The sequence below is a fragment of the Klebsiella michiganensis genome (assembly GCF_002925905.1).
Classification (GTDB): Bacteria; Pseudomonadota; Gammaproteobacteria; order Enterobacterales; family Enterobacteriaceae; genus Klebsiella; species Klebsiella michiganensis.
The window spans coordinates 169,199-195,483 of the sequence record NZ_PRDB01000004.1 but is presented as its reverse complement, the minus strand read 5'-3'; the positions used below and the strand labels follow the sequence as shown (position 1 = coordinate 195,483).

26 protein-coding genes, 1 other RNA gene and 1 pseudogene are annotated in these 26,285 nt (G+C 54.3%); 12 read left to right on the top strand and 16 right to left on the bottom strand.

The genetic code is table 11. From position 1 onward, the window contains the following. The first annotated feature begins 410 nt into the window (after positions 1-410). From garP to CDA56_RS11755, 8 genes and pseudogenes are all read left to right on the top strand, one after another. Positions 411-1,746 (top strand): annotated as a pseudogene (gene garP / locus CDA56_RS11795) (galactarate/glucarate/glycerate transporter GarP). Between the two features lie 28 nt (positions 1,747-1,774). Beyond that, entirely contained in the window at positions 1,775-2,545 is a 771-nt protein-coding gene (gene garL, locus CDA56_RS11790; protein WP_025108328.1) for a 2-dehydro-3-deoxyglucarate aldolase, read from the top strand. 28 nt (positions 2,546-2,573) lie between these two features. Then, complete coding sequence (gene garR / locus CDA56_RS11785) at positions 2,574-3,464, top strand: 2-hydroxy-3-oxopropionate reductase (RefSeq protein ID WP_004105999.1); 891 nt, start codon at positions 2,574-2,576, stop codon at positions 3,462-3,464. Between the two features lie 65 nt (positions 3,465-3,529). Next, positions 3,530-4,675 (top strand): glycerate 2-kinase, encoded by a 1,146-nt coding sequence (gene garK, locus CDA56_RS11780; protein ID WP_025108329.1) that lies wholly within the window; start codon positions 3,530-3,532, stop codon positions 4,673-4,675. A gap of 32 nt (positions 4,676-4,707) precedes the next feature. Beyond that, positions 4,708-5,086: RNase P RNA component class A (gene rnpB, locus CDA56_RS11775), an RNA gene on the top strand. A gap of 1,106 nt (positions 5,087-6,192) precedes the next feature. Beyond that, positions 6,193-7,545, top strand: a complete 1,353-nt coding sequence (locus tag CDA56_RS11765) for a PAAR domain-containing protein (protein ID WP_104011365.1) — start codon at positions 6,193-6,195, stop codon at positions 7,543-7,545. Next, positions 7,538-7,945, top strand: a complete 408-nt coding sequence (locus tag CDA56_RS11760; RefSeq protein WP_032751389.1) for a hypothetical protein — start codon at positions 7,538-7,540, stop codon at positions 7,943-7,945. The genes CDA56_RS11765 and CDA56_RS11760 overlap by 8 nt, the downstream gene beginning before the upstream one ends. A gap of 466 nt (positions 7,946-8,411) precedes the next feature. Next, positions 8,412-8,822: a Spy/CpxP family protein refolding chaperone gene (locus CDA56_RS11755; protein WP_032751388.1), complete on the top strand. Its 411-nt coding sequence runs from the start codon at positions 8,412-8,414 to the stop codon at positions 8,820-8,822. 33 nt (positions 8,823-8,855) lie between these two features. Here CDA56_RS11755 and CDA56_RS30900 read toward each other — a convergent pair whose 3' ends face one another. Next, positions 8,856-9,017, bottom strand: coding sequence for a hypothetical protein (locus tag CDA56_RS30900; protein ID WP_162934508.1), 162 nt, complete (start codon positions 9,015-9,017; stop codon positions 8,856-8,858). 24 nt (positions 9,018-9,041) lie between these two features. Continuing rightward, a complete protein-coding gene (locus CDA56_RS11750) occupies positions 9,042-9,743 on the bottom strand; it encodes a pirin family protein (RefSeq protein WP_014226945.1) in 702 nt (233 codons plus the stop codon). Positions 9,744-9,847: 104 nt separating this feature from the next. Here CDA56_RS11750 and CDA56_RS11745 point away from each other — a divergent pair, with 104 nt between their 5' ends. Continuing rightward, positions 9,848-10,744, top strand: a complete 897-nt coding sequence (locus CDA56_RS11745) for a LysR family transcriptional regulator (protein ID WP_014226944.1) — start codon at positions 9,848-9,850, stop codon at positions 10,742-10,744. Between the two features lie 36 nt (positions 10,745-10,780). On the opposite strand, the gene CDA56_RS11740 is transcribed toward CDA56_RS11745, so the two are convergent. The 11 genes from CDA56_RS11740 to CDA56_RS11690 form a co-directional block, all read right to left on the bottom strand. Beyond that, the gene (locus tag CDA56_RS11740; RefSeq protein WP_004105984.1) at positions 10,781-11,149 is read right to left on the bottom strand and encodes a DUF805 domain-containing protein; all 369 of its coding nucleotides are present in this window, start codon (positions 11,147-11,149) and stop codon (positions 10,781-10,783) included. Between the two features lie 126 nt (positions 11,150-11,275). Then, positions 11,276-12,262, bottom strand: coding sequence for a glutathione S-transferase family protein (locus tag CDA56_RS11735; protein ID WP_032693245.1), 987 nt, complete (start codon positions 12,260-12,262; stop codon positions 11,276-11,278). A gap of 69 nt (positions 12,263-12,331) precedes the next feature. Beyond that, positions 12,332-12,724 (bottom strand): DoxX family protein, encoded by a 393-nt coding sequence (locus CDA56_RS11730; protein ID WP_004125512.1) that lies wholly within the window; start codon positions 12,722-12,724, stop codon positions 12,332-12,334. Positions 12,725-13,068: 344 nt separating this feature from the next. Continuing rightward, the gene (locus CDA56_RS11725; RefSeq protein ID WP_032693244.1) at positions 13,069-13,368 is read right to left on the bottom strand and encodes a YqjK-like family protein; all 300 of its coding nucleotides are present in this window, start codon (positions 13,366-13,368) and stop codon (positions 13,069-13,071) included. Beyond that, positions 13,365-13,763 carry a phage holin family protein gene (locus CDA56_RS11720; RefSeq protein WP_004854455.1) on the bottom strand — a complete coding sequence of 133 codons (399 nt, stop codon included), beginning with the start codon at positions 13,761-13,763 and terminating at the stop codon, positions 13,365-13,367. The genes CDA56_RS11725 and CDA56_RS11720 overlap by 4 nt, the downstream gene beginning before the upstream one ends. Before the next feature lie 2 nt (positions 13,764-13,765). Beyond that, a complete protein-coding gene (locus CDA56_RS11715) occupies positions 13,766-14,071 on the bottom strand; it encodes an ElaB/YgaM/YqjD family protein (RefSeq protein WP_004854453.1) in 306 nt (101 codons plus the stop codon). A 45-nt stretch (positions 14,072-14,116) separates the two neighbouring features. Then, positions 14,117-14,485 (bottom strand): DUF1090 domain-containing protein, encoded by a 369-nt coding sequence (locus tag CDA56_RS11710; RefSeq protein ID WP_014226939.1) that lies wholly within the window; start codon positions 14,483-14,485, stop codon positions 14,117-14,119. A gap of 149 nt (positions 14,486-14,634) precedes the next feature. After that, positions 14,635-15,012, bottom strand: a complete 378-nt coding sequence (gene mzrA / locus CDA56_RS11705) for an EnvZ/OmpR regulon moderator MzrA (protein WP_161506366.1) — start codon at positions 15,010-15,012, stop codon at positions 14,635-14,637. 8 nt (positions 15,013-15,020) lie between these two features. Then, a complete protein-coding gene (gene yqjA, locus CDA56_RS11700; protein ID WP_004125499.1) occupies positions 15,021-15,683 on the bottom strand; it encodes a DedA family general envelope maintenance protein YqjA in 663 nt (220 codons plus the stop codon). Positions 15,684-16,019: 336 nt separating this feature from the next. After that, the gene (exuR, locus tag CDA56_RS11695) at positions 16,020-16,796 is read right to left on the bottom strand and encodes a transcriptional regulator ExuR (protein ID WP_004854448.1); all 777 of its coding nucleotides are present in this window, start codon (positions 16,794-16,796) and stop codon (positions 16,020-16,022) included. A 127-nt stretch (positions 16,797-16,923) separates the two neighbouring features. Next, positions 16,924-18,225, bottom strand: coding sequence for an MFS transporter (locus CDA56_RS11690; RefSeq protein WP_004854445.1), 1,302 nt, complete (start codon positions 18,223-18,225; stop codon positions 16,924-16,926). Between the two features lie 481 nt (positions 18,226-18,706). Between CDA56_RS11690 and uxaC the strand changes: the two genes are divergently transcribed. The 3 genes from uxaC to CDA56_RS11670 all read left to right on the top strand — a co-directional run bounded on the left by uxaC (position 18,707) and on the right by CDA56_RS11670 (position 22,489). Then, on the top strand, positions 18,707-20,119 hold the full coding sequence (gene uxaC, locus CDA56_RS11685) for a glucuronate isomerase (RefSeq protein ID WP_014226936.1): 1,413 nt from the start codon (positions 18,707-18,709) through the stop codon (positions 20,117-20,119). Positions 20,120-20,137: 18 nt separating this feature from the next. Beyond that, complete coding sequence (locus tag CDA56_RS11680) at positions 20,138-21,625, top strand: UxaA family hydrolase (protein ID WP_014226935.1); 1,488 nt, start codon at positions 20,138-20,140, stop codon at positions 21,623-21,625. A 309-nt stretch (positions 21,626-21,934) separates the two neighbouring features. Further along, positions 21,935-22,489: a YgjV family protein gene (locus CDA56_RS11670; protein WP_014226934.1), complete on the top strand. Its 555-nt coding sequence runs from the start codon at positions 21,935-21,937 to the stop codon at positions 22,487-22,489. 18 nt (positions 22,490-22,507) lie between these two features. On the opposite strand, the gene sstT is transcribed toward CDA56_RS11670, so the two are convergent. The 3 genes from sstT to CDA56_RS11655 all read right to left on the bottom strand — a co-directional run bounded on the left by sstT (position 22,508) and on the right by CDA56_RS11655 (position 26,218). After that, a complete protein-coding gene (gene sstT, locus CDA56_RS11665) occupies positions 22,508-23,755 on the bottom strand; it encodes a serine/threonine transporter SstT (protein ID WP_048260489.1) in 1,248 nt (415 codons plus the stop codon). A gap of 254 nt (positions 23,756-24,009) precedes the next feature. Next, positions 24,010-24,978: a TerC family protein gene (locus tag CDA56_RS11660; protein ID WP_102803975.1), complete on the bottom strand. Its 969-nt coding sequence runs from the start codon at positions 24,976-24,978 to the stop codon at positions 24,010-24,012. A 250-nt stretch (positions 24,979-25,228) separates the two neighbouring features. Beyond that, entirely contained in the window at positions 25,229-26,218 is a 990-nt protein-coding gene (locus CDA56_RS11655; protein ID WP_016808035.1) for a Gfo/Idh/MocA family protein, read from the bottom strand. Positions 26,219-26,285: the final 67 nt, after the last annotated feature.

The window sequence follows — 26,285 nt, the reverse complement described above, 5'->3', positions numbered from 1 at the left end:
TTAGTAAGCTCCTGGGGATTCCCTGCGCTGCCGCCTTCATGCAACTCGAAATATTTAGGGTATATTCAATTTCTGATGTGCAGATTTGTGAAATAGAGAATGTCAGGTGTTTGAATCTGAAAATGTGATCTAAATCACCCATTGCTGCGCGGGCGAATACGTTAAAGAGGGAAATCGCTGGAACTGTGGAACAGCGCCCACTGATTATTGCATTTGCACAACAATAACGATAATTAAACGCCATTTACAGGTTATATGCACAGTGTTTAACGCTCGCAAGCTGATTATACTGAGTCATGCTTGCAATGCGCCGGATAAGTAAATCGATACCTCCTGATATTGATTTATGAATAATGAAGAATCACGCCAAAATAAATAATGGAAGGTGTGTTGTACCTGAGGAATATTAGATGAGTCTGGATGCAACGATAGAACAGAAAAGGGAAGTGCCAACTCGATATTTAATTCTGTTGATCATTTTCATTGTTACCGCCGTTAACTATGCCGACCGGGCGACGCTCTCGATCGCCGGTACAGAGGTGGCGAAAGAGCTGCAGCTGAGCGCGGTCTCGATGGGCTATATTTTCTCCGCTTTCGGCTGGGCCTACCTGCTGATGCAGATCCCCGGCGGCTGGCTGCTCGATAAATTTGGCTCGAAGAAAGTCTACTCTTACAGCCTGTTCTTCTGGTCGCTGTTTACCTTCCTGCAAGGCTTTGTGGATATGTTTCCACTGGCGTGGGCGGGTATCTCAATGTTTTTTTATGCGCTTTATGCTGGGTTTCTCTGAAGCGCCATCTTTCCCGGCAAACGCCCGTATCGTCGCGGCGTGGTTTCCGACGAAAGAGCGCGGGACCGCATCTGCGATCTTTAACTCCGCGCAGTATTTCTCCCTGGCGCTGTTCTCGCCGCTGCTGGGCTGGCTGACCTTTGCCTGGGGTTGGGAGCACGTCTTCACCGTCATGGGCGTGATTGGCTTTGTGCTGACCGGCCTGTGGGTAAAACTGATCCATAACCCCACCGACCATCCGCGCATGACGCAGGAGGAGCTTAAGTTTATCTCCGAGAACGGCGCCGTCGTTGATATGGACCATAAAAAGCCCGGCAGCGCGGCGACCAGCGGACCTAAACTGCACTATATCAAGCAGCTGTTGACCAACCGCATGATGCTGGGCGTGTTCTTCGGCCAATATTTTATCAATACCATCACCTGGTTCTTCCTCACCTGGTTCCCGATTTATCTGGTGCAGGAAAAGGGCATGTCGATTCTGAAAGTGGGTCTGGTCGCATCGATTCCGGCGCTGTGCGGTTTTGCCGGCGGCGTGCTGGGCGGGGTGTTCTCCGACTATCTGATTAAACGCGGTTTTTCCATCACCGTGGCGCGTAAGCTGCCGATCGTCCTCGGAATGCTGCTGGCTTCCACCATCATTCTGTGTAACTACACCGATAACACCGCGCTGGTGGTGACCCTGATGGCGCTGGCTTTCTTCGGTAAAGGGTTCGGCGCGCTGGGCTGGCCGGTGATTTCCGATACCGCGCCGAAAGAGATTGTCGGCCTGTGCGGCGGCGTCTTTAACGTATTTGGTAACGTCGCTTCCATCGTAACCCCGCTGGTTATCGGTTACCTGGTGAGCGAGCTGCACTCATTCAACGCAGCGCTGGTCTTCGTCGGATGCTCAGCCCTGATGGCGATGGTTTGCTATCTGTTTGTGGTCGGCGACATCAAACGCATGGAACTGCAGAAATAATTAACGGTTAAGTGACAAGGTATAAACGATGAACAACGATATCTTCCCGAACAAATTTAAGGCGGCCCTGGCGGCGCATCAGGTTCAGATCGGCTGCTGGTCCGCGCTGGCGAGCCCGATTAGCACCGAAGTTTTAGGTTTGGCAGGTTTCGACTGGCTGGTACTGGACGGCGAACATGCGCCGAACGACATCTCAACCTTTATCCCGCAGCTGATGGCGCTGAAAGGCAGCGCCAGCGCGCCGGTCGTTCGCGTACCGACCAACGAGCCGGTGATTATTAAGCGTCTGCTGGATATCGGTTTTTATAACTTCCTGATTCCGTTTGTCGAAACGGAAGAGCAGGCGGTTAACGCCGTCGCCTCAACCCGCTATCCGCCAGAAGGCATTCGCGGTGTATCCGTCTCGCACCGCGCCAATATGTTTGGCACCGTGCCGGATTACTTCGCGCAGTCGAACAACAACATCACCATTCTCGTGCAAATTGAGAGCCAGCAGGGCGTGGATAACGTTGATGCGATAGCCGCCACGCCGGGCGTTGACGGTATTTTTGTCGGCCCAAGCGATCTGGCCGCTGCGCTGGGCCATCTGGGCAATGCTTCCCATCCGGAAGTGCAGAAAGCTATTCAGCACATTTTTGCCAGCGCGAAAAAGCACGGTAAGCCGAGCGGCATTCTGGCGCCGGTTGAAGCCGACGCGCGCCGCTATCTGGAATGGGGCGCGACCTTTGTTGCCGTCGGCAGCGACCTGGGCGTTTTCCGTTCTGCCACGCAGAAGCTGGCTGACTCCTTTAAGAAATAACCACCACCGAAACTAGAGAGATAAAGACATGACAATGAAAGTTGGTTTTATTGGCCTCGGTATCATGGGTAAACCAATGAGTAAAAACCTCCTCAAGGCAGGTTACTCGTTGGTGGTTGCTGACCGTAACCCGGAAGCGATTGCCGAAGTGATTGCCGCAGGCGCAGAAACCGCCGCGTCAGCGAAAGCGATTGCCGAGCAGTGCGATGTGATCATCACCATGCTGCCGAACTCCCCGCACGTGAAAGAGGTGGCGTTGGGTGAAGGCGGCATTATTGAAGGCGCGAAGCCGGGCACCGTGCTGATCGATATGAGCTCCATCGCGCCGCTGGCGAGCCGCGAAATCAGCGAAGCGCTGAAAGCGAAAGGCGTCGATATGCTGGATGCGCCGGTCAGCGGCGGCGAACCGAAGGCCATCGACGGTACGCTGTCGGTGATGGTGGGCGGTGATAAAGCGATTTTCGACAAATATTACGATCTGCTGAAAGCGATGGCGGGTTCGGTGGTGCATACCGGCGAGATCGGCGCGGGCAACGTGACCAAGCTGGCCAACCAGGTGATCGTGGCGCTGAACATTGCGGCGATGTCCGAAGCGCTGACGTTGGCGACCAAAGCGGGCGTGAACCCGGATCTGGTATATCAGGCCATCCGCGGCGGGCTGGCCGGAAGCACCGTACTGGATGCCAAAGCGCCAATGGTGATGGACCGCAACTTCAAGCCGGGTTTCCGTATCGATCTGCATATCAAAGATCTGGCGAATGCGCTGGACACTTCTCACGGCGTGGGCGCCCAGCTGCCGCTGACCGCCGCGGTGATGGAGATGATGCAGGCGCTGCGCGCCGACGGTCTGGGTACCGCCGACCACAGCGCGCTTGCATGCTACTACGAAAAACTGGCGAAAGTGGAAGTCACTCGCTAACAAGAAGGGCGCGGATGCGCGCCCTGTAATTCTTGCCTCGCGCGGCACTGTCAGGCTACATAACTATGAAAATCGTAATCGCCCCAGACTCTTATAAAGAAAGCCTCTCGGCCACCGAGGTTGCTCAGGCTATAGAAAAAGGTTTTCGGGAAATTTTCCCCGATGCGCTCTACGTGAAGGTTCCTCTCGCCGATGGCGGAGAAGGTACCGTTGAGGCGATGATTGCCGCGACGCAGGGAACCGAAATGAGCGCCTGCGTGACGGGGCCGCTGGGTGTTCCGGTTAATGCCTGCTGGGGGCTTTCCGGAGACGGCAAAACCGCGTTTATCGAAATGGCTGCGGCCAGCGGGCTGGGGCTGGTTCCGCCCGCTCAGCGTAACCCGCTATTGACGACGTCGCGCGGTACCGGCGAGCTGATTTTGCAGGCGCTGGATCATGGGGCGAAAAATATCATCATTGGCATTGGCGGCAGCGCCACCAATGACGGCGGCGCGGGAATGGTTCAGGCGCTGGGCGCGCGTCTCTGCGATGCCAATGGCGCGGAGATTGGCAACGGCGGCGGTAGTCTGTGTAGCCTCAATTCGATAGATCTCTCCGGTCTTGACGCGCGACTGCATGATTGCGCTATTCGGGTCGCCTGCGATGTCACCAATCCGCTGACTGGCGATACTGGCGCATCAAGGATATTTGGTCCGCAGAAAGGGGCTACCGAAGCGATGATCCGCGAGCTTGACAGCAACCTGGCGCACTATGCGGACGTTATTAAGGCCGATCTGCATGTCGATGTGAAGCAGGTTGCCGGCGCGGGCGCGGCGGGCGGCATGGGCGCAGCGCTGATGGCGTTCCTGAACGCTGAATTACGCAGCGGGATTGAAATCGTGACCCAGGCGCTGAATCTGGAAGAGCATATCCTCGATTGTTCGCTGGTGGTGACCGGTGAAGGCCGGCTGGATAGCCAGAGTATTAACGGTAAAGTGCCGGTTGGCGTGGCGAACGTGGCGAAAAAGTATCATAAGCCGGTAATTGGCATTGCCGGTAGTCTGACCCGGGACGTCGGCGTGGTTCACCAGTATGGGATTGATGCGGTGTTTAGCGTGCTGACCAGCGTAACGACGCTCGAAGAGGCGTTTCGCGGCGCGGCGGACAATATTTATCATGCGTCGCGTAATATTGCGGCGACATTGCAGGTTGGGATGGCGACAGAAGGATGACAACCGTCGGTAAACCCTCTATACTTCGCGCCGAAGCTGACCAGACAGTCGCCGCTTCGTCGTCGTCCTCTTCGGGGGAGACGGGCGGAGGGGAGGAAAGTCCGGGCTCCATAGGGCAGGGTGCCAGGTAACGCCTGGGGGGCGCAAGCCCACGACCAGTGCAACAGAGAGCAAACCGCCGATGGCCCACGTAAGTGGGATCAGGTAAGGGTGAAAGGGTGCGGTAAGAGCGCACCGCGCGTCTGGTAACAGTTCGCGGCACGGTAAACTCCACCCGGAGCAAGGCCAAATAGGGGTTCATAAGGTACGGCCCGTACTGAACCCGGGTAGGCTGCTTGAGCCAGTGAGCGATTGCTGGCCTAGATGAATGACTGTCCACGACAGAACCCGGCTTAACGGTCAGCTTCCTCATTCAAAGAAAACCCTCGTCAGAAATGGCGGGGGTTTTTGTTTTCGGCTAAAGGTTGAAACAGAGGGCAGATGAATGACTGTCCACGACGCTATACCCAAAAGAAAGCGGCTTAACGGTCAGCTTCCTCATTCAAAGAAAACCCTCGTCAGAAATGGCGAGGGTTTTTGCTTCATACGGCAGTTTAAAACACAGGACAGATGAATGACTGTCCACGACGCTGTACCCAAAAGAAAGCGGCTTAACGGTCAGCTTCAACTTTCTACAAAACCCCTGCCAGCGATGGCGGGGGTTTTTGCTTCATATGGCGGGTTGAAACACAGGACAGATGAATGACTGTCCACGACGCTATACCTAAAAGAAAGCGGCTTAACGTTCAGCTTCATACTTTCTACAAAACCCCTGCCAGCGATGGCGGGGGTTTTTGCTTCATATGGCGGGTTGAAACAGAGGGCAGATGAATGACTGTCCACGACGCTATACCTAAAAGAAAGCGGCTTAACGGTCAGCTTCAACTTTTCAGAAAACCCCTGCCAGCGATGGCGGGGGTTTTTGCTTCATACGGCAGGTTGAAATACAGGACAGATGAATGACTGTTCACGACGCTATACCCCAAAAGAAAGCGGCTTAACGGTCAGCTTCAACTTTTCAGAAAACCCCTGCCAGCGATGGCGGGGGTTTTTGCTTCATATAGCAGGTTGAAACAAAGGGCAGATGAATGACTGTCCAAGATGCTATACCCAAAAGAAAGCGGCTTAACGGTTAGCTTCAACTACTTCTAAAGCAATACGTTGGCATGTCTCAGACCTTTAAAGGTGAAAATGCGACACAAACTGTGATACAGACGAGGCATACCAACGGCTGTTCCATCTCTAATATCCGTGGCGATTCATCGCTTAGGTCTAATGCTTATTGAATGTATGGTTATTGTTTGTAAAATGACCAGTATGATTGTTTTCATAAAACATAGAGGGACTTATGCAGCAATATACCAACGAGATCGCCCCCGAAATCCCGGAAGGATTCCTGAACATACCAGGGAGCAAACGTTAATGGGGGTCAAAGGTAATTATCTGTTCAGGGGGACAAAACTGCCTGTGGTGGCGTCATCATTGATGGGTGTCCCGATCATCAGCATTTTGGTAAAGACATGGCCTGCGAAGGCCACAGAGTAACCTGCGGCAAACATGAAGGGCTTTACCGTATTGCGGGAGGGATTCGCGACACTATCCACGGTAAGAGAGTTGCTGGTACCTTGCACAGCCGCAGTTCTTGCCCATGTAGATCGCGCCTTATACCCTCAAACTTCGATGATGATTACGAGCTTGATAATGAAGTCACTCCAACCAATATTGACTCGCAGCAGATTGCCAATCTTCCTGAACCCGTCCAGCACGCACAATCTACAAAAAAAGAGCCAAAATCTGATAAACCCAAAGGTATCGACGCTGGTTTTACCGTTATCCCGTATGGTGGCACGACAGAAGCCTGGCAACGTCTGTTATTCACAGAGAGCACGCCAGCAGGTGCGAAAGAACTCTTTGCCACGTTGAACGGCCCAGATGAAAGATATCCGGCCGGTTCTATTATGCTGGTAGTTGATCCTGATAAGCAGGACAACGAACAGATTGCCCACATGCAGGCCGCGAAAGCGCGGATTGATGCAGCATTAGCCCCCCTGTCTGTCAAACAGGCCAATTTTCTCTATAAGCATAAAGACACCATTGAGATGTTCGCCGCTGCCGCCAGTAAGGCGAGCGATGCCTATGGATATTCAGGACAGGCGACCGAAGCTGCGAAGGGATATTTCGAACAGGTAGAAAAAATCCTTGTCGAGATCGAGAAAACCTACAAGAACCAGTACATCACCAACGGCACACTCATTGGCGAACAATTCTTCGTTGAACGCCGTCGCCTGTTTGCTCAGCTTGATAGTGTCCTCAAAATGTTTATGAACCATCGGTTCATGTTCAACGAGTACACCGAACTTAAAAGCGCCCTTGGCCTCTCCAGCCGTTCAATTACTCATCGCTGGAACGAGACTGGCGTTAGCGATATTGAAGGTTACGCCACTCATATCGAAAAGCTGGCGAAATACGTAAAGCTGATGGAAACCGCAGGAAAGATAGGCCTTGGCTTGTCTGCCCTCGATACCGCGGCGAAAATTACGGAAGCCTGCACCGTTGGGCGCGATTGTGCCAAAACCTCGTTTACTTCCATTGGTGAGTTTGCGGGCAGCTTAGCTGGGGGGGCTTTAGCAAGTAGAATTCTTCAAGGCAGCGCTGCAAGTTCAATCTGCGCAGTAGTACTGGGAGCGGCAACCATAGAGGCTGGTGGTGCAGGTGCTTTGCTCTGCACGATCGGCGTAAGTGGTGGTATAGCATACGGGAGTGATAAAGCATTATCTGCCGTAGGAGAGTACTCCGGTGAACTTTTATACAAGGTAAGCAGCAATGATTAATACTCCAGATAAAGTATTCCTTGTGGCTACTTGCCTTGGTACTGTGTTCATCATTGCCAGTGTCATTGTCTCACTTCTGAACAGAAAGAGATTTAAGGAGATCTGCCAGCTATACAAAGAGAAGTTCGGCAGCCTTCCCGATGCCGTATTATTGTTCGAGAACGTTAACTCACTTTACTTCAAGGGCGCATACGGCATAAAAACGCAGTTTATATTTATGCCGCTATTGTGGAATAAAAGCTCAATACTGACCAAAAATGATGATAAAGATTTCATCCGGGGATTACCGAAACGGATTATCAGGCCATTTTATGTAGAGGCACTTCTTGGTCTGGTTAGTATAGTATTTTTTGTAATTGCAGGGATTTTGATGCTGGCGATAAAACACGGTTGGGTGTGAAAGACACGTACCTGGCGGGCTTTACCCTGCCATACAAAGTGAGATACGGTCTGCGACACAATCCCCAGCGCCGCAGATACCTGACGTATGGTTGAACGAAGCCGGCTGAGCGGTCCGTTTCAACTTATTAGACAACCCCTGCCAGCAATAGCGGGGCTTTTGCTTTGGGTTGTAGCAACGGCGCGGATGTAGTCGATCAGGAAAGGCGTCAGCCGCCACCTGACAAGAAAGCGGCACAATGGGGGAAACAGATTTGCCATCAACCGCATTATGACTCATACGGTTATGCGTCCTTCTTGCTTAATTAATATATTTAAAATAAATGACTTCAATTGTAGTATTCATGTTTGTTATGTATTTCCTGATTTAACTACATTTATGCGAACTATTTTTTACATTTCGTCATCGGCTTATGAAAAATAATAGCCAGCCACATCGGTGATAATTAATCAGGATAAAACAAAAAATGAAATTAATGACTCGCATTGCAGTGACAACCGTCCTCGCTACGGGCTTCTCAATGGCGGCACAGGCTGCGGATGTTAACGCTGCGCCAGTCCCGGCGCAGGATCCGATTGTCCAACACTTAAAACTGACCCAGGATCAGGTAACGAAAATTAAAAGCCTGCACCAGCAGCTGGAAAAAAACGTTCAGCAGATCTCCCAGAAAGATATTAAAGACGGCGTATTATTTGATGTGATTGATTCCGGAAAATGGAATGAAAAAGCGGTCAAAGATCAGCTGGCGGCGTTTAGTAAAGTCGAACAGCAGGTCCGCTATTATCGCGTGAAGTACTATTTTGATGTGAATCAGGTCCTGACGCCAGAACAGCGTAAGCAGGTCCAAAAAGATTTAGCTCAGGCGCTGAGTGAGTAAATTTATCGGCCCCGGCCGGGGCCGATATTGACGTCAGGCGACGCTTTCTTCTTCCTGGAGCCGTATCTCCGCTTCTGCGACGATCGCCTCCAGTTCGCTCAACATCTCTTCATAACCAAAGCTAACCGTTGTTATGGTTTCTGGCTGCGGCTGCGACGCTGCCAGCACCGCTTTTTTTGTTTTCTTCTTGCCCACTGACACACTCCCTTACTGCCGTTGTTACACAGGTAAATCTATCAGCAAAGCGCGCAGCGGCGTATCGGCAACGAGGGTAATGTTAGCTTCGTCACGAATAAACGCGCCATCACCGCAGGTCAAAGCCTGTTTCTCTTCTTCCTGCACTCGCGCATGTACCGTGCCGTGAATCGACTGCAGGTAGGCGCGTGGGCCGTGGAGCTGCACGTTAAGCTGCTCGCCTTTCGCCAGATTGATATGGTGGATCCATACCTGCTGGCGCAGCTGGAGACTGTTCTGGCTGCCGTCCGGCGAAGCCAGCAGCTGCTGCGCTCCCTCGGCGATAGCGATTTTTTGCACCAGCGGGTTTTCATGCTGCGGGCAGGCGTCCAGCCACAGCTGGATTCGCGTCAGCGAGCTCTCTTTGCTCAGGTTGTGCTCGCTGTAGCTCACGCCGGGCTGGGTGGATATCAGCAGCGCTTCGCCAGCTTTAGCCTGGATATGGTTGCCATCGCTGTCGCGGTATTCCGCTTCACCTTCCAGTATCAGGTTCAGAATGTCGACTTTCGGATAGGTACGCGGCTGGAACGACGCGCCGGGCGCCAGGACTTCCTGGTTGAGCACGCGCAGCGACGCGTAACCTAGCAATTTCGGGTCGAAGTAGTGGCCAAAGGAAAAGGTGTAGCGGGCCTGCAGCCAGCCGAAGTCGGCTTGACCGCACTGTTTGGCTGTTCGGGTTGTAATCATCTTCTTGACCTCTCTTTACACTAAATCAATGGTAAAGGTATGGACGCTGTATTGTTAGCCAGATATTCTGCCCGGTATGTTCAAATTTCCTGAATGAGAGAACGATGGCTAAAGAGAGAGCATTAACGCTGGAAGCGTTACGCGTTATGGATGCGATTGACCGGCGCGGAAGCTTTGCGGCGGCGGCTGATGAGCTTGGTCGAGTGCCTTCAGCGCTCAGCTATACCATGCAAAAGCTGGAAGAAGAGCTGGATGTCGTTCTGTTTGACCGTTCAGGTCATCGAACAAAATTCACCAACGTTGGCCGAATGCTGCTCGAGCGCGGGCGCGTTCTGCTGGAAGCGGCGGATAAGCTGACAACCGATGCTGAAGCGCTATCGCGCGGCTGGGAAACGCACCTGACCATCGTCACCGAGGCGCTGGTACCCACCACCGACCTGTTTCCGCTAATTGAAAAGCTCGCGACCAAATCGAACACCCAGCTGTCGATTATTACCGAAGTGCTGGCCGGGGCATGGGAGCGCCTTGAGCAGGGGCGGGCGGATATTGTCGTTGCGCCGGATATGCATTTTCGTTCCTCCTCGGAAATTAACTCCCGTAAGCTCTATTCGGTTATGAGCGTCTACGTTGCCGCCCCTGACCATCCCATTCACCTCGAGCCTGAGCCGCTTTCTGAAGTCACGCGCGTGAAGTATCGCGGCGTGGCGGTGGCGGACACCGCCCGCGAACGTCCGGTGCTGACGGTGCAGCTGCTTGATAAACAGCCGCGATTAACCGTGAGCTCGATCGAAGATAAACGCCAGGCGCTGCTGGCAGGGTTGGGCGTCGCCACGATGCCCTATCCGCTGGTTGAGCGGGATATTGCCGAAGGGCGCCTGCGGGTGGTCAGCCCGGAGTACAGCAACGAGATCGACATTATTATGGCCTGGCGCCGGGACAGCATGGGTGAGGCAAAATCATGGTGTCTGCGGGAAATCCCGAAGCTATTTATGGCAAGATAAAACAAAATGCGCCCCTTTTTGACGAGGGGCGCATGGTCAGTAAGAGGTCGGTTTCGGGTCCGGCCCGAAGCGGTTATTGCCGGGAGTGCCGTTCTGGCAATTGAAGACCAGGATCACCAGCCAGCCGATCACGGGGATCAGCAGTAATAACAGCCACCATGCCGAGCGGTCGGTGTCGTGCAATCGACGAAACTGCACCGCCCACCACGGTAAGAATATCAGCACGCCATAGATGGTCGTCAGAATGCCTTCCCCTCCGGCGCGCTGCCATCCGAGCATTTTATCAATAATGCTGAGTACGCCGGTCAGGATGATGTTGACCAGAATAAACATCCAGTACTCTTTGCGCCGGGCGCGGCCGCCAAATCCAATGTAGTTTTTTAATACTTTAAGATACCAGTCCATTTTTACGCCTCGATTAACCGTCAATCACTTGTTTTTAAAGCGATCGAAATAAGAATAGACGTGAATGAAATGCTGGTAAATATTTGTTTTGTGAATTGTTGGGCGCAGTAAAGGGCGCCCAACGGATTAGCGGAAGCGAAGATCGCGGCCGTGCGGTTCGTTAAGATCCTGCTGCGGGCCGACGGAGATAATCCCGGTTGGGTTGATCGTCTTATGGCTACGGTAGTAATGGTTGCGAATATGGGCAAAATCCACCGTTTCCGCGATGCCCGGCATCTGGTAGATATCGCGCAGGAAGCCATAAAGATTGAGATAATCGCTGATGCGGCGTTTGTCGCATTTAAAGTGGGTCACATACACCGGGTCGAAACGAACCAGGGTGGTCCACAGACGAATATCGGCCTCCGTCAGCTGGTTACCGGTCAGGAAGCGGTGTTGACCAAGGATTTGTTCCAGACGCTCCAGAGACGTAAATACCCCATCGACCGCTTCGTCATAGGCCTGCTGGCTGGTGGCGAATCCGGCTTTATAGACTCCATTGTTGACGTTGTCATAGATCCAGCCGTTCAGCTCATCAATTTGCGCGCGCAGCTCAGGCGGGTAGTAATCTCCAGCGCGGGCACCCAGTCCGTCAAACGCGGTATTCAACATGCGGATGATTTCCGCCGACTCATTGCTGACGATGGTTTGCTGCTTTTTGTCCCACAATACCGGCACCGTGACGCGCCCGCTGTAGTGGGGATCGGCATGCAGATAAAGCTGATAAAGAAATTCGTGCTGGTAGAGGGTATCGCCCGTCGCTGCCGGGAAGCTATCGTCGAAAGTCCAGCCGTTCTCGAACATCAGGGGGTTGACCACGGAGACGGAGATAAACGGCTCCAGTCCTTTCAGGCTGCGCAGGATCAGGGTGCGATGCGCCCATGGGCAGGCCAGAGAAACGTACAGATGGTAACGGTCTTTTTCCGCAGCGAACCCGGCTTCGCCGCTTGGGCCCGGCGCGCCGTCGGCGGTTAGCCAGTTGCGAAAGGCGGACACAGAACGCTTAAATCGCCCTCCGGTGGATTTGGTGTCATACCAGGTATCGTGCCAGACGCCGTCAACTAATTGTCCCATTATTTCCTCCTTCAGATAGCAAAAGCGAGGAGAAGTCCCCTCGCTTTTTTATTTACTAGTATAGTGCGCTTACCACTTTTTATTCAGGACGCGGTCAATACTAAAGGCGCCTGGACCGGTGATAGCCAGCAGCAGGAAGCCGCCTGCGATGCTCAGGTTTTTCATGAACATCAGCGAGTTCACGCCCTCAGCAAAGTTGCTGTGGAACAGAAACGCGGTCAGCACGGTGAAGCCTGCGGTGAACAGCGCGGTGGTGCGGGTCAGGAAACCGAACAGAATCGCCAGACCGCCGCCGAATTCAAGCAGGATAACCAGCGGCAGCATAAACCCAGGGACGCCCATGGCTTCCATATATTGTTGAGTACCCGCATAACCGGTGATTTTTCCCCAACCTGCGGTGATAAACAGAATGGGCATCAGAATGCGCGCTACCAGTACACCAACATCTTCTAATTTTTTCATTTCTTACTCCAGAAAACCCAAAGGGCGGCGATTTTGTTTTTTGGTGCAATCCTACGTAGTTACGCGGGCTTGCTGTCGATGGAGAGGATATTAGCGAGGATGAGATGTGATTGTTAGCAAGGAAAACTGTAGATCTTCTTCAAAGTTTCTGAGTAATTTTTGATAAAGGATATGAATGTAAGTGGGGCTGTAGCGGGTCGTACAGGCGGTGCTGCGCAAAATGACGGCAGACGCTGAAAGGCGAAAGCGGTCTGCTGGTGAGCAAGAAGAGAGGCAAACCTGACGGGGACAGCGGGGCGAGAGGGATGCCGGGCGGCGGCTGGCGCCGGACCCGGTCATTACCCTTAGCGCGATGCGGACTGCTGCAACAGCTTGCGGGCCATCCGCCAGGTGCTCCAGATACCGAGGCTGCGCTTTGCCCAGCGCATCAAAAAGCGCGGATGGCGAACGGACCATATTGCCACGATGCCGCTGCCGACCATTGCCCATGAACGCAGATTGAGGAAGGTGTTCCAGCCGCGATCAATGGGCGCGGTCGCTTCAATCCAGTGGCGGTGGCTGGCGCTAAGGTCCAGCCGCTGCTGTTGGATCAGGCGCAGCAAAAGCGCTTTTTGTCGTTCGCGTTCCTGCTGTTCGCGGCTCATGGCTTATCGTCCTCCAGCAATGCGCGGTCGTTAGCCAGCTCCTGACGCGTGAAGCGCAGGAACGTTGAACGCCGGGCTTTGCGTAAGGTCCAGATACCACCAATGAGCGCTGCCAGCAGCAGGATAGCGGTGGTGGCGATCATCACGTTGAGCCGATACTGCGCATCGACGGCCCAGATGATGAGCACCAGCATGCTCATCAGCCCGAACGCGGCAAACAGCAGCGTCAGCCCGAGCATCAGGAACAGCTGGAAGAGATTGGCTTTCTCCTCTTCCAGCTCCACGACGACCAGGCGCAGGCGCGTTTCCACCATCTCGACCAGCAAAGTGACTATTCGCTGTCCGATGCCGAAAACGCTTTGCCCAGGCCCTTGCGTGCTTTTAGAGTTCGCCATAATTAACGACGCGTCAGCAGGACACCCAGTACCAGCCCGACGGCAGCACCAATTCCCACGCCGGTCCAGGGGTTTTCACGGACGTATTCATCTGCACGCGCAGCGGTTTCTCGCGTTTGCTTCAGGAGAGCATCGCTGGTTTCACCCAGGCGAACACGGCTTTCCTTCAGCGCGCTTTCGGCTTTACTGCGCAGCTTACCAATCTCTTCTTTCGACTTATCCGTGGAGGAGTTCAGCACTTCTTCCAGGGTATCAGCCAGCGTCTTCAGTTCCGCACGCAGGTCTTCTGCAACGTTATCTTTAGCCATGTTTATCTCCTGTTAAAGTGGTCCATATTGGTCTTGCTTAATCGATTAGTACTCGCGAGACTGCAGCTCTTTCAGTTCCTGCTGCGCTTCATCAAGTTTACGTTGACGCTTGCTGATTTTGTCAGCATCGCCTTTCTGTTCGGCTTCGCGCAGGTCGTTCCGACGTTCGGTAATTTCTTCCTGCTGTTTGGCGATTTTTTTCTGGTGATCGGCTTTGAGCTGGCTGTCGCTGCAGTGCGCTTTTACTTCGCTCAGCGCCTTTTTCAGACCGTCAATACGGTGCTGGTTATGATGCTTTTCTGCGTAGCTGATCTCCCGCTGGATATCCTGCTCTTTTTCCTGGCAAGGGGAGATGGCAAAGGCGCTGGCGCTCAGTGATGACAGAACCAGGATCAAAGCGATGCGGTGTTTCATGGATACGACCTTCCATTGTGTGGGGGAATATCTCAGGATATCCCCTATCCAGTTGAGTAACGTGAGTCTGGTGACGCCCGCAAACTTAATGATAGTAAGTAAACCGGGAAATCACCAAACAGGGTGAATATATTCGGAATTTTCGTGGATTACCCGAATCTGTGCGGCGTATCGCGCAGGCGCGAAATCCAGGCGGTAGGCGAATCATCGTCTTCCACTAAAGCGATAATATAACCATGCGGTAGAGCGCGGCCCAAAACTTCTTTTGCCGCAGCGCCCTGAGCGCTGGAGTCAAACTTGATAAGCAAACCGTCATTCTGCGGCGTAATGCTTTTAAAACGGATACCGTTAGCGTCGAGATGGTGCCAGACGGAAAAACCGTCCGGCATGCTGATACCCTGACTAACGGGACGAATAGCCAGCGTGGATTCCTGCTGTTGCACGGTGAGCCAGAGCCAGAACAGGCCGCACAGGAGTAGCGAACCGCCCAGCACCCAGCTTATCTGACGCAGAGAGGAGCGTGTCATCTCCATTGTTAGCCCCGGCTTCTGTATTTTTTCTTCCACAGGACAATCAGCGAACCTATCAGGCCAAACACCAGCAGCGCGACGGGCAGCAGCATCAGGCAGGACATCAGCTGATCTTCATACTTCAGGAATACCGGCGTTTTCCCCAGCAGGTATCCCAGCGAGGTCAGAATCAGAACCCACAGCAGCCCGCTCATCCAGTTAAAAAACTGGAAGCGTGCGCTGCTCAGGCCTGATAGCCCGGCGATGGTCGGCAGCAGCGTACGAACGAAAGCGATAAAGCGGCCAATCAGCAGTGCGGAAAGCCCGTGCTTATGGAACAGGTGATGCGCGCGCTGATGATAGTGCGAAGGGAGGTGCGATAGCCAGTTTTGTACGATTCGCGTATTGCCAAGCCATCGGCCCTGAATATAGCTCAGCCAGCAGCCGAGACTTGCCGCCGCGGTGAGCAGCAGCAGCGTTTCCGGAAAGCCCATCGCGCCTTTGGCTATCAGGACGCCGACCAGCACAAGCAGGCTATCGCCGGGCAAAAAGGCGGCGGGCAGCAAACCGTTCTCAAGGAACAAAATCATAAATAAGACAAAGTACAGCATGCCAATCATGGAGGGATTAGCGAGAGTTTCGTAATCCTGAGCCCACAAGGCGTTCAATAATTGGGTTAATAGTTCCATTCACGATTCCTGGTACATCGGTTAACGGCACGTCTGAACGCGGTATATGCACGGCGACATAGCTTTTTATTAGATTATGGTCGCTACTGCGCTCTGAACGGTTCCCTGTTTAAAAGTGAAGTAAGCCAAAGCTAACTCTCAGAACGACAAAATGCATCTAATTGTAACAAACCCGCTGACTTTACGTCATAGAAATTGCAGTTTGTTGCATTCTGATTTTGCTGATTGCGAAGGAGGGTGGCGAGTGTATTTACACAGGCTGACACTATATATGCTTTGCTTACCCTGAGGCTTTACGGGCAGCGGAGGAATCGCTGCCCTGCAGAAGGAGAACGTCTATTTTACGCCGTTGGCGGCCGTATCGAGATGAACCACGGGATTATCGGCAAACAGGTAGCGATCGGCATTGAATTCAAAGTCGTCGCTGGTTTCGTTGAACAACATCAGCTTGGTATTTTCCAGATGCTGCCACATCGCCAGCTTAGCCGCATGTGGATCTTTGCGAATCAGCGCTTTAAGAATTTGGTCATGATCGTCGCACCAGTTATCGACGGTACGTGAGTCGATATGGTCGTGCAGTTTTTTCCAGTACGGGTTATGCACGCGCTGGGTCCACATTTTTTCGACGATAGCGGCTAACGCCGTATTTTGCGTCGCCAGCGCGACCTGGACATGGAACTGAAGATCCCATTCGGAATCGCGGAAGCACTTCTCTTTACGCGCTTTTTCCTGGATTTCCATCAGCTTCATGATGTCCTGCTTGGTCACCTGAGTCGCCGCGAATTCGGCAATATTGCTTTCTATCAGCTGACGGGCCTGCAACAGCTCAAAAGGACCATAATTGGCAAATTCCAGCGATTCGTCGGCAATTTGCTGATGTTTTGGATGATTAGAGATGACGTGGATGCCGGAGCCTTTGCGGACCTCAACGTAGCCTTCAACTTCCAGCATAATGATGGCTTCGCGAACCACGGTACGACTTACGCTTTTTTCATCAGCGATAAACCGCTCTGCGGGTAGCTTATCGCCCACAAGGTAGACACCTTGTTCAATGCGCGTTTTAAGCTCAGCAGCAAGCTGCTGATACAGACGACGCGATTCAGTGATTTCCATATTCGCTCCCGGGAGATGGCGACAATATTGGATTTGTTATACCACTTTTACGCGCTTCTCACCATAAGAAGAGACGAAAAAGCCGCCTTAATCAAGGCGGCTTTCGGAGGGGATAACTCGCGTGCCTCTAGCTTTGCGTGGCGGGTTTACTCGTTTCCAGCGGTGTCGTGTCGTCATCCGCCGATTTATTTTTCAGCACGGTCCAGATAACCACGGCGCCCAGCACATCGAAAACCGCCAGCACGGCGAACAGCGGGCTAAAGCCGATAGTGTCCGCCAGCGCGCCAACCACCAGGGCAAACATCGTGCTCGCCAGCCAGGCGGCCATACCGGTCATGCCGTTCGCCGTCGCTACTTCGTTACGCCCAAACACGTCGGAAGAGAGGGTAATTAACGCACCGGACAGCGCCTGGTGAGCAAAGCCGCCGACGCACAGCAGGGCGATAGCGACAAATGGGCTGGTGAACAGACCGATCATCCCAGGGCCAATCATCAGCACCGCGCCCAGGGTGACGACCATTTTGCGCGAAACGATGAGGTTTACGCCAAACCAGCGCTGGAACAGCGGCGGCAGATAGCCCCCAACGATACAGCCAAGATCGGCAAACAGCATCGGCATCCACGCAAACATCGCGATCTCTTTCAGGTTAAAGCCGTAGACTTTAAACATGAACAGCGGGATCCAGGCGTTGAAGGTCCCCCACGCCGGCTCGGCAAGGAAACGCGGCAGGGCGATACCCCAGAATTGACGGTTGCGCAGAATCTGCCACGGCGACATTTTCTTGCCGTTGTTGGTCTGATGCTGAGATTCCTGGCCGCCGATAATGTAGTCGCGTTCTTCTTCAGTTAATTTTTTCTGATCGCGCGGGTGTTTGTAGAAAATCAGCCACGCCATCGCCCAGGCAAAGCTCAGAACGCCGGAGATAATAAACGCCATCTGCCAGCTGTGCATCACGATGGCCCAAACCACCAGCGGTGGGGCAATCATGGCGCCGATCGAGGAGCCGACGTTGAAGTAGCCAACGGCGATAGAGCGCTCTTTTGCCGGGAACCATTCGGAGCTGGCTTTCAGGCCCGCAGGGATCATTGCCGCTTCGGCGGCACCCACCGCGCCGCGCGCCAGCGCCAGACCGCCCCAGCTTCCCGCCAGCGCCGTAGAGCCGCAGAACACTGCCCATGCGATAGCAAAGAAGGCATAGCCGATTTTAGTGCCTAAAACATCCAGCACGTAGCCGGCAACGGGTTGCATAACGGTATAGGCAGCGGAATAGGCCGCGATGATATAGGAATACTGTTGGGTGGAGATGTGTAACTCTTCCATCAGAGTCGGCGCAGCTGCCGCCACAGTGTTACGCGTCAGGTACCCCAGCACGGTACCTAACGTCACCAGTGCGATCATGTACCAACGTAACCCTTTAATTTTACGCATGTAAACCTCATCGTTTGTTATATATCCGCAGCGGGTGCGGCTATCTTCCAGCCCTGTAACTGAGGCGAAGAAGGTGAAACGGAGGGTTCAGGAGAGGAAACCTCGTATGGCCCGAACCTTGCCATTAACTGTTGTGTCTAATTCGGTGTCCATACCGGTAAATCCGACGTGATAGTTCGTCGGTAATGCATTCCGTCGGTTTATATGTTTCGACGGCAGCAAGATAACTTGTCATACAACTTCAAAAGTTGAGTGACGTCACAAAAGTGGGAAAGTTTGTGTGGGCATTCGTTCATGCGAAAAAGGCCAGAGCTGGCGCGCTCTGGCGGGGCGTTTACTCCTTTGATGGTACTTTTTTTGTCATCGTTTATTGATCTAACTCACGAAAAATACTTCGGCCTGTGTAAATTGGTGTGATAACTTTGTCAGCATTATAGTCAATCATCTGATGGGCTCCCCAGGGGGCGAAGAGGACACGAAAATGACACCGTTTATGACCGAAGATTTTCTGCTTGATACCGAGTTTTCCCGCCGCCTGTACCACGATTACGCGAAAGACCAGCCGATTTTTGACTATCACTGCCACCTGCCGCCGCAGCAGATCGCGGAGAATTATCGTTTCAAAAATCTGTATGACATCTGGCTGAAAGGCGATCACTATAAATGGCGCGCGATGCGTACTAACGGCGTAGCCGAGCGTTTGTGCACCGGCGATGCTTCCGATCGCGAGAAATTTGACGCCTGGGCGGCCACCGTACCGCATACCATCGGTAACCCGTTATACCACTGGACGCATCTTGAGCTGCGCCGTCCTTTTGGTATTACAGGTAAGGTTCTCTCTCCGGCGACGGCGGATGAAATCTGGAATCAGTGCAACGATCTGCTGGCGCAGGATAGCTTTTCCGCTCGCGGCATCATGCAGCAGATGAACGTGAAAATGGTCGGCACCACCGACGATCCGGTCGATTCGCTGGAGCATCACGCCTCCGTCGCTAAAGACAGTTCATTCTCCGTGAAAGTACTGCCGAGCTGGCGCCCGGACAAAGCCTTCAACATCGAACAGGCCACCTTCAACGACTACATGGCGAAGCTGGGTGAAGTGTCTGACACCGATATTCGCCGCTTTGCCGACCTCCAGTCCGCGCTGACCAAACGTCTGGATCACTTCGCCGCTCACGGTTGTAAAGTGTCTGACCACGCGCTCGACGTGGTGCTGTTCGCCGAAGCCAACGAAAGCGAACTGGATAGCATCCTGGCGCGTCGTCTGGCGGGTGAAGCCCTCAGCGAGCATGAAGTCGCGCAGTTCAAAACGGCGGTTCTGGTCTTCCTCGGCGCGGAATACGCCCGTCGCGGCTGGGTGCAGCAGTACCACATCGGCGCGCTGCGCAACAACAACCTGCGCCAGTTCAAACTGTTAGGGCCGGATGTAGGGTTTGACTCCATTAACGACCGCCCGATGGCGGAAGAGCTGTCCAAACTGCTCAGCAAACAGAACGAAGAAAACCTGCTGCCGAAAACGATCCTCTACTGCCTGAACCCGCGCGACAACGAAGTGCTGGGTACCATGATCGGCAACTTCCAGGGCGAAGGCATGCCGGGCAAGATGCAGTTCGGTTCCGGCTGGTGGTTCAACGATCAGAAAGACGGTATGGAACGTCAGATGACCCAGCTGGCGCAGCTTGGCCTGCTGAGCCGCTTTGTCGGGATGCTGACCGATAGCCGCAGCTTCCTCTCCTACACCCGTCATGAATACTTCCGCCGCATCCTGTGCCAGATGATTGGCCGCTGGGTTGAAGCGGGAGAAGCGCCGGCGGATATTCAGCTGCTGGGCGAGATGGTGAAAAACATTTGCTTTAACAATGCGCGTGACTACTTCGCCATTGAACTGAACTAAGACCAGAGGTCGGTTGATATGCAATACATTAAAATCCATTCGCACGATAACGTCGCGGTAGCGTTGGCGGATATGGCGGCAGGCACGGTAGTCACCATTGACGGCGATACGGTCACGTTGGCGCAGGATATTGCGCGCGGGCATAAGTTTACGCTGCGCGGCATTGCGAAGGGAGACAACGTCATTAAGTATGGTCTGCCGATAGGGCATGCGCTGGCGGATATTGCGCCGGGGGAACATATCCACTCCCATAATACGCGTACTAACTTAAGCGATCTCGACGCGTACAGCTATCAACCGGATCTGATCGAACCCGCCGCGCAGCCGGCGGATCGCGATATCCAGATTTATCGTCGCGCCAACGGCGAAGTCGGGGTGCGTAACGAGCTGTGGATCCTGCCGACCGTCGGCTGCGTCAACGCCATGGCGCGCCAGATGCAGAACCGTTTTCTGAAGGAAACCAACGACGCGGAAGGTATCGACGGCGTTCATCTCTTCAGCCATACCTACGGCTGCTCACAGCTCGGTGACGATCACATCAACACCCGTACCATGCTGCAAAATATGGTGCGCCACCCGAACGCCGGGGCGGTACTGGTGGTCGGTCTGGGCTGCGAAAACAATCAGGTTGATGCCTTCCGCGAAACGCTGGGCGAGTTCGACCCTGACCGCGTCCACTTTATGATCTGCCAGCACCAGGATGACGAAGTGGAAGCCGGGCTGGAGCATCTGCGCCAGCTATATGAAGTGATGCGCCACGACAAGCGCGAGCCGGGTAAGCTGAGCGAACTGAAGTTTGGTCTTGAGTGCGGCGGCTCTGACGGTTTGTCCGGCATCACCGCAAACCCGATGCTGGGCCGCTTCTCGGATTATCTGATTGCCAACGGCGGTACTACCGTGCTGACCGAAGTGCCGGAAATGTTCGGCGCCGAGCAGCTGCTGATGAGCCACTGTCGCGATGAAGAGACGTTTGGCAAGCTGGTGACGATGGTTAATGATTTCAAACAGTACTTTATCGCTCATGACCAGCCGATTTATGAGAATCCATCGCCGGGCAACAAAGCGGGCGGTATCACGACGCTGGAGGATAAGTCGCTGGGCTGCACGCAGAAAGCGGGCTCCAGCCAGGTGGTCGACGTCCTGCGCTATGGCGAGCGGCTAAAAGTGCACGGCCTGAACCTGCTGAGCGCCCCGGGCAACGATGCGGTTGCGACCAGCGCCCTGGCCGGCGCGGGCTGCCATATGGTGCTCTTCAGCACCGGTCGCGGCACGCCGTACGGCGGTTTTGTGCCAACGGTGAAAATTGCCACCAACAGCGAACTGGCGGCGAAGAAAAAACACTGGATCGACTTCGATGCCGGTCAGCTGATTCACGGTAAAGCGATGCCGCAGCTGCTGGAGGAGTTTGTCGATACCATTGTGGCCTTCGCGAACGGTAAGCAGACCTGCAATGAGCGTAATGATTTCCGCGAGCTGGCGATATTCAAAAGCGGCGTCACCCTTTAATTACTCGTCATCTTTCACGCCACAGCTGCGGCGTGAAACCTTGTTGAGTAATAAAGGGAGTCGTTTCAAAAGCGGCGTTTCAGAGTATGATGCGCCGTTTTGTCTTATACCCTAAATAATTCGAGTTGCAGGACAAAGCACTTGTGCTTTGAACAGCGCTGGCGCTGGCCCCGAAGGGGCGAGACCGCAGGCCGAGTAACGCGGCAAGTGAGCGAATCCCCGGGAGCTTACTGAAGTAAGTGACCGGGGTGAACGAACGCGGCTAACGCACATGCAACTTGAAGTATGACGGGTATATAAGGACTTTTCATGACCGCATACTGGCTTGCCCAGGGCGTCGGCGTTATCGCCTTTCTGATCGGGATTACGACCTTTTTCAACCGCGATGAGCGTCGCTTTAAGCTACAGCTGGCCGTCTATAGCGCCACCATTGGCGTGCATTTCTTTTTGATGGGCGCCTGGCCGGCGGGAATGAGCGCCGAGCTGAATACCGTCCGCACCCTGATCTCCATGCGCACCCGCAGGCTGTGGGTGATGGCCCTGTTTATCGTGCTCACCCTGGTGCTGGGGCTGGCGAAGCTGCAGCACGCCATGGAGCTGCTGCCGATTATTGGCACCCTGGCCAGTACCTGGGCGCTATTTCGCTGCTCGGGTCTAACCGTCCGCTGCGTCATGTGGTGTTCGACCGCCTGCTGGGTGATCCACAACTTTTGGCTGGGCTCGATCGGCGGCACCCTGATTGAAGGCAGCTTCCTGTTGATGAACGGTCTGAATATCATCCGATTCCGGCGGATGCAAAAGCGCGGTATCGATCCGTTTAAAGCGGAAAAGGCGGGGCAGAAAGAGAACCCCTCCGCGCGTTAGCGGAGGGGAGAGGTGAGATTAACTGCGCAGGGCGTTTTTCGCCAGCTGTTCGTCTTCAGCGATACAGGCGGCGGCGGTGAACAGCGCATCGGTCGAGGAGTTCAGCGCGGTTTCGCAGGAGTCCTGCAGAACGCCGATGATGAAGCCCACGGCGACCACCTGCATGGCAATATCGTTCGGGATACCAAACATATTACAGGCCAGCGGGATCAGCAGCAGCGACCCGCCCGCCACGCCGGAAGCGCCGCAGGCGCACAGCGAGGCGACCACGCTCAGCAGCAGCGCGGTCGGCAGATCGACCGGAACATTAAGCGTGTGTACGGCCGCCAGGGTCAGAACCGTGATGGTAATCGCCGCGCCGGCCATGTTAATGGTCGCGCCCAGCGGAATAGAGACCGAATAGGTATCGCGATCCAGATTCAGCTTTTCGCACAGGGCCATATTCACCGGAATGTTGGCGGCGGAGCTGCGGGTAAAGAAGGCGTATACGCCGCTTTCGCGCAGGCAGGTTATCACCAGCGGATAGGGATTGCGGCGGATTTTCCAGAACACCAGCAGCGGGTTAATCACCAGCGCCACCAGCAGCATACAGCCAACCAGCACCAGCAGCAGCTGGGCGTAGCCCCACAGGGTTTCAAAACCGGTCGTCGCCAGCGTGGAAGCGACCAGGCCGAAGATACCCAGCGGCGCAAAGCGAATCACCACTTTAACGATAAAGGTCACCGCGTGGGACATGTCGTTAATCAGATTTTTGGTGGTTTCATTGCCGTGGCGCAGCGCGAATCCTAAACCGACGGCCCATACCAGAATTCCGATATAGTTGGCGTTCAGCAGCGCGTCAATGGGGTTAGAAACCATGCTCATCAGCAGCCCGCGCAGGACTTCGACGATACCCGACGGTGGGGTGATGCTCTCTGCCGCCGCGTTCAGGTGCAGCGTTGACGGAAAGAGGAAGCTGAACAGCACCGCGGTTAACGCGGCGGCAAAAGTCCCCAGCAGATAGAGGAACAGAATCGGGCGAATGCTGGTTTTCTGCCCCTGCTGATGGTTGGCGATAGAGGCCATGACCAGCATCAGTACCAGCACCGGAGCCACCGCTTTCAGCGCGCCGACGAACAGCGTCCCCAGCAGTCCAACCGCCACGGCGGCCGGTTTTGAGACCGTCGCCAGCAGTACGCCGAGTACCAGACCAATTAAAATTTGTTTGACCAGACTGCCCTGAGCCAGTCGCCGTAGCAGGGTCGATCGGGGTGATGGGGTTGCCATAATTCATTCCTTCCAGTGATGTCGCTGTCCGTCCCGGCTACGTATTATTTGTAACGTTTATGTCCGGATGTAAATAGATGTTTGCCTGGTTGAGTATACGGAAAGAACGCTTCTGGGGAAGGGTAAAATGCTGTTTATCGCGCTGGGATCTTATTTTTTAACTATGTATTAACTATTTTGTGACATGAGTAAGAATAATGCGCGGCAAACGTTGCCGACCGGGTGAAACAGGTCTTCACCCGGCCGTTTACGTCTTACTGCAGCTGTTTTTTCCGATCGTTCTGCTTATTGACCCAGGCGTTGATAAGCAGCGTCAACGCCAGAATACCGCCGACCACGCCCAGCGAAATGCCGATGGGAATATGGTAAAAATCGACAATCAGCATCTTGATGCCGATAAACACCAGAATCACCGACAGGCCGTACTTCAGCATGGAGAAACGCTCCGCGACGCCCGCCAGCAGGAAATACATCGCGCGCAGGCCGAGAATCGCGAACAGGTTTGAGGTCAGCACGATAAACGGATCGGTGGTCACGGCGAAGATAGCTGGAATGCTGTCGACGGCAAAGATAACGTCGCTCAGCTCGACCAGGATCAGCACCAGCAGCAGCGGCGTGGCGTAGATAACACCGTTTTTGCGGGTAAAGAAGCGTTCACCTTCGATTTTATCCGTCATGCGCAGATGATTGCGGATCCAGCGTACCAGCGGTTTATCGCCGATCCCGGAATCGTCCTCTTTCGCCAGCGCCATCTTCACGCCGGTAAACAGCAGGAATGCGCCGAAGACGTAGAGCAGCCATTCAAACTGAGAAATCAGCCAGCTGCCGGCGAAGATCATGATCGTACGCAGCACGATCGCGCCCAGTACGCCGTAAACCAGCACTCTGCGCTGTAGCGAAGGCGGAACGGCAAAGTAGCTGAACAGCATCAGCCAGACGAAGACGTTATCCACGGCCAGCGCTTTCTCGATCAGGTAGCCGGTGAGGAACGCCAGCGCTTGCGGGTCGGCCACGGCGCGACCTTCGGTCTGCACCAGATACCACCAGAAAGCGGCGTTAAACAGCAGCGAGAGGGTAACCCAGAGAATGGACCAGCCAGCGGCCTGCTTCATGGTCATGCTATGCGCACCACGCCGTCCCTGCAGCAGCAGATCGATAGCCAGCATGATGACCACGACCACTGCGAATCCGCCCCATAACAACGGTGTGCCGACAGTATTCATTACTATTTTCCTTACATAAAAACAAAACGGCTGACGTCGGAAGACGGCAGCCGCTGCGCTTTTATGCATAGACCTCGCCTTCCGGCAAGGTCTCACTTACAACAAGAATCTGTTGCCCGGCGACCGGATGCGGTTTTTCACGCATCGTAATGACGATCGGCCGGCAAGGAAGTTACTCCCCTTTGCGCGTAACAAAGTATTACAGGTTATAAATGGCGTCAATGGAGGCCGACGGACCATTTACACAGCTTTACGCCACCGGTTGACTATCCGCCGGGAAGACCACGCCGGTCTGGCGACGAATTTCGCTCAGCAGCTTCGCCGTGATGCGGCTCACTTCCAGACCCGGATGAACCACCTCGTTGGCTTCGACCAGACGAGCGAACTCCTCCGCTTCATACAGCATCGTATTGATATGCTGCGGCTGGGTGAGATCCTGAGGCTTGCCGCCGCGCGGCACGAAGCAGACTTTCTGGCATTCGGAGATTTTTTCGATCACCAGCGCGCCGGCTTCGCCCTGAATTTCGCTGGGGATGGCGGAATCGCTGACCTTCGAGTGGTGCAGGGTGACATCAAAATCCCCGTAGCTAAGAACGACCGTGCCCTGGCCATCGACGCCGCTTTCCAGCAGGCTGGCGGTTGCGTGCACCGCGCGAGGCTCGCCCCACAGCGCCACCGCGGAGGCCAGACAGTAAAAGCCGATGTCCATGATCGAGCCGTTAGAGAAGGCCGGATTGAAGGTGTTGGGATTTTCGCCGTCGAGATAGCGCTGATAGCGGGAAGAGTACTGGCAGTAGTTAATAAAGGCTTTGCGCAGCTTGCCGATCTTGTCGAACGACTGTTTAAGCAGCAGGAAGTTTGGCAGGCTGGCGGTTTTGAACGCTTCGAAGAGCACCACGTTATTTTCCCGCGCCGTTTTGATCGCGGCTTCGACTTCCTGCAGGTTTGAGGCCAGCGGTTTTTCGCAAATCACGTGCTTTTTATGGCGCAGGAACAGGCGGGTTTGCGGGAAGTGCAGCGAGTTTGGGCTGGCGATATAGACCGCGTCAACGTCAGGGCTTTGCGCTAAATCTTCCAGCGAAGTGAACAGATGTTCGACGGGATAGTCGCTGGCGAAGGCCTGGGCTTGCTCAAGGCTGCGGGAGTAGATGGCGGTGAGTTTATATTTGCCGGTTTCATGGGCGGCATCGACAAACTGCTTGGTTATCCAGTTTGTGCCAACAACTGCGAAACGTATCATAAACGTTGACGAACTCCGTAAAAGGGACCTTTCGTCACTGTAGCACGCCATCATGACAAAACCAGTG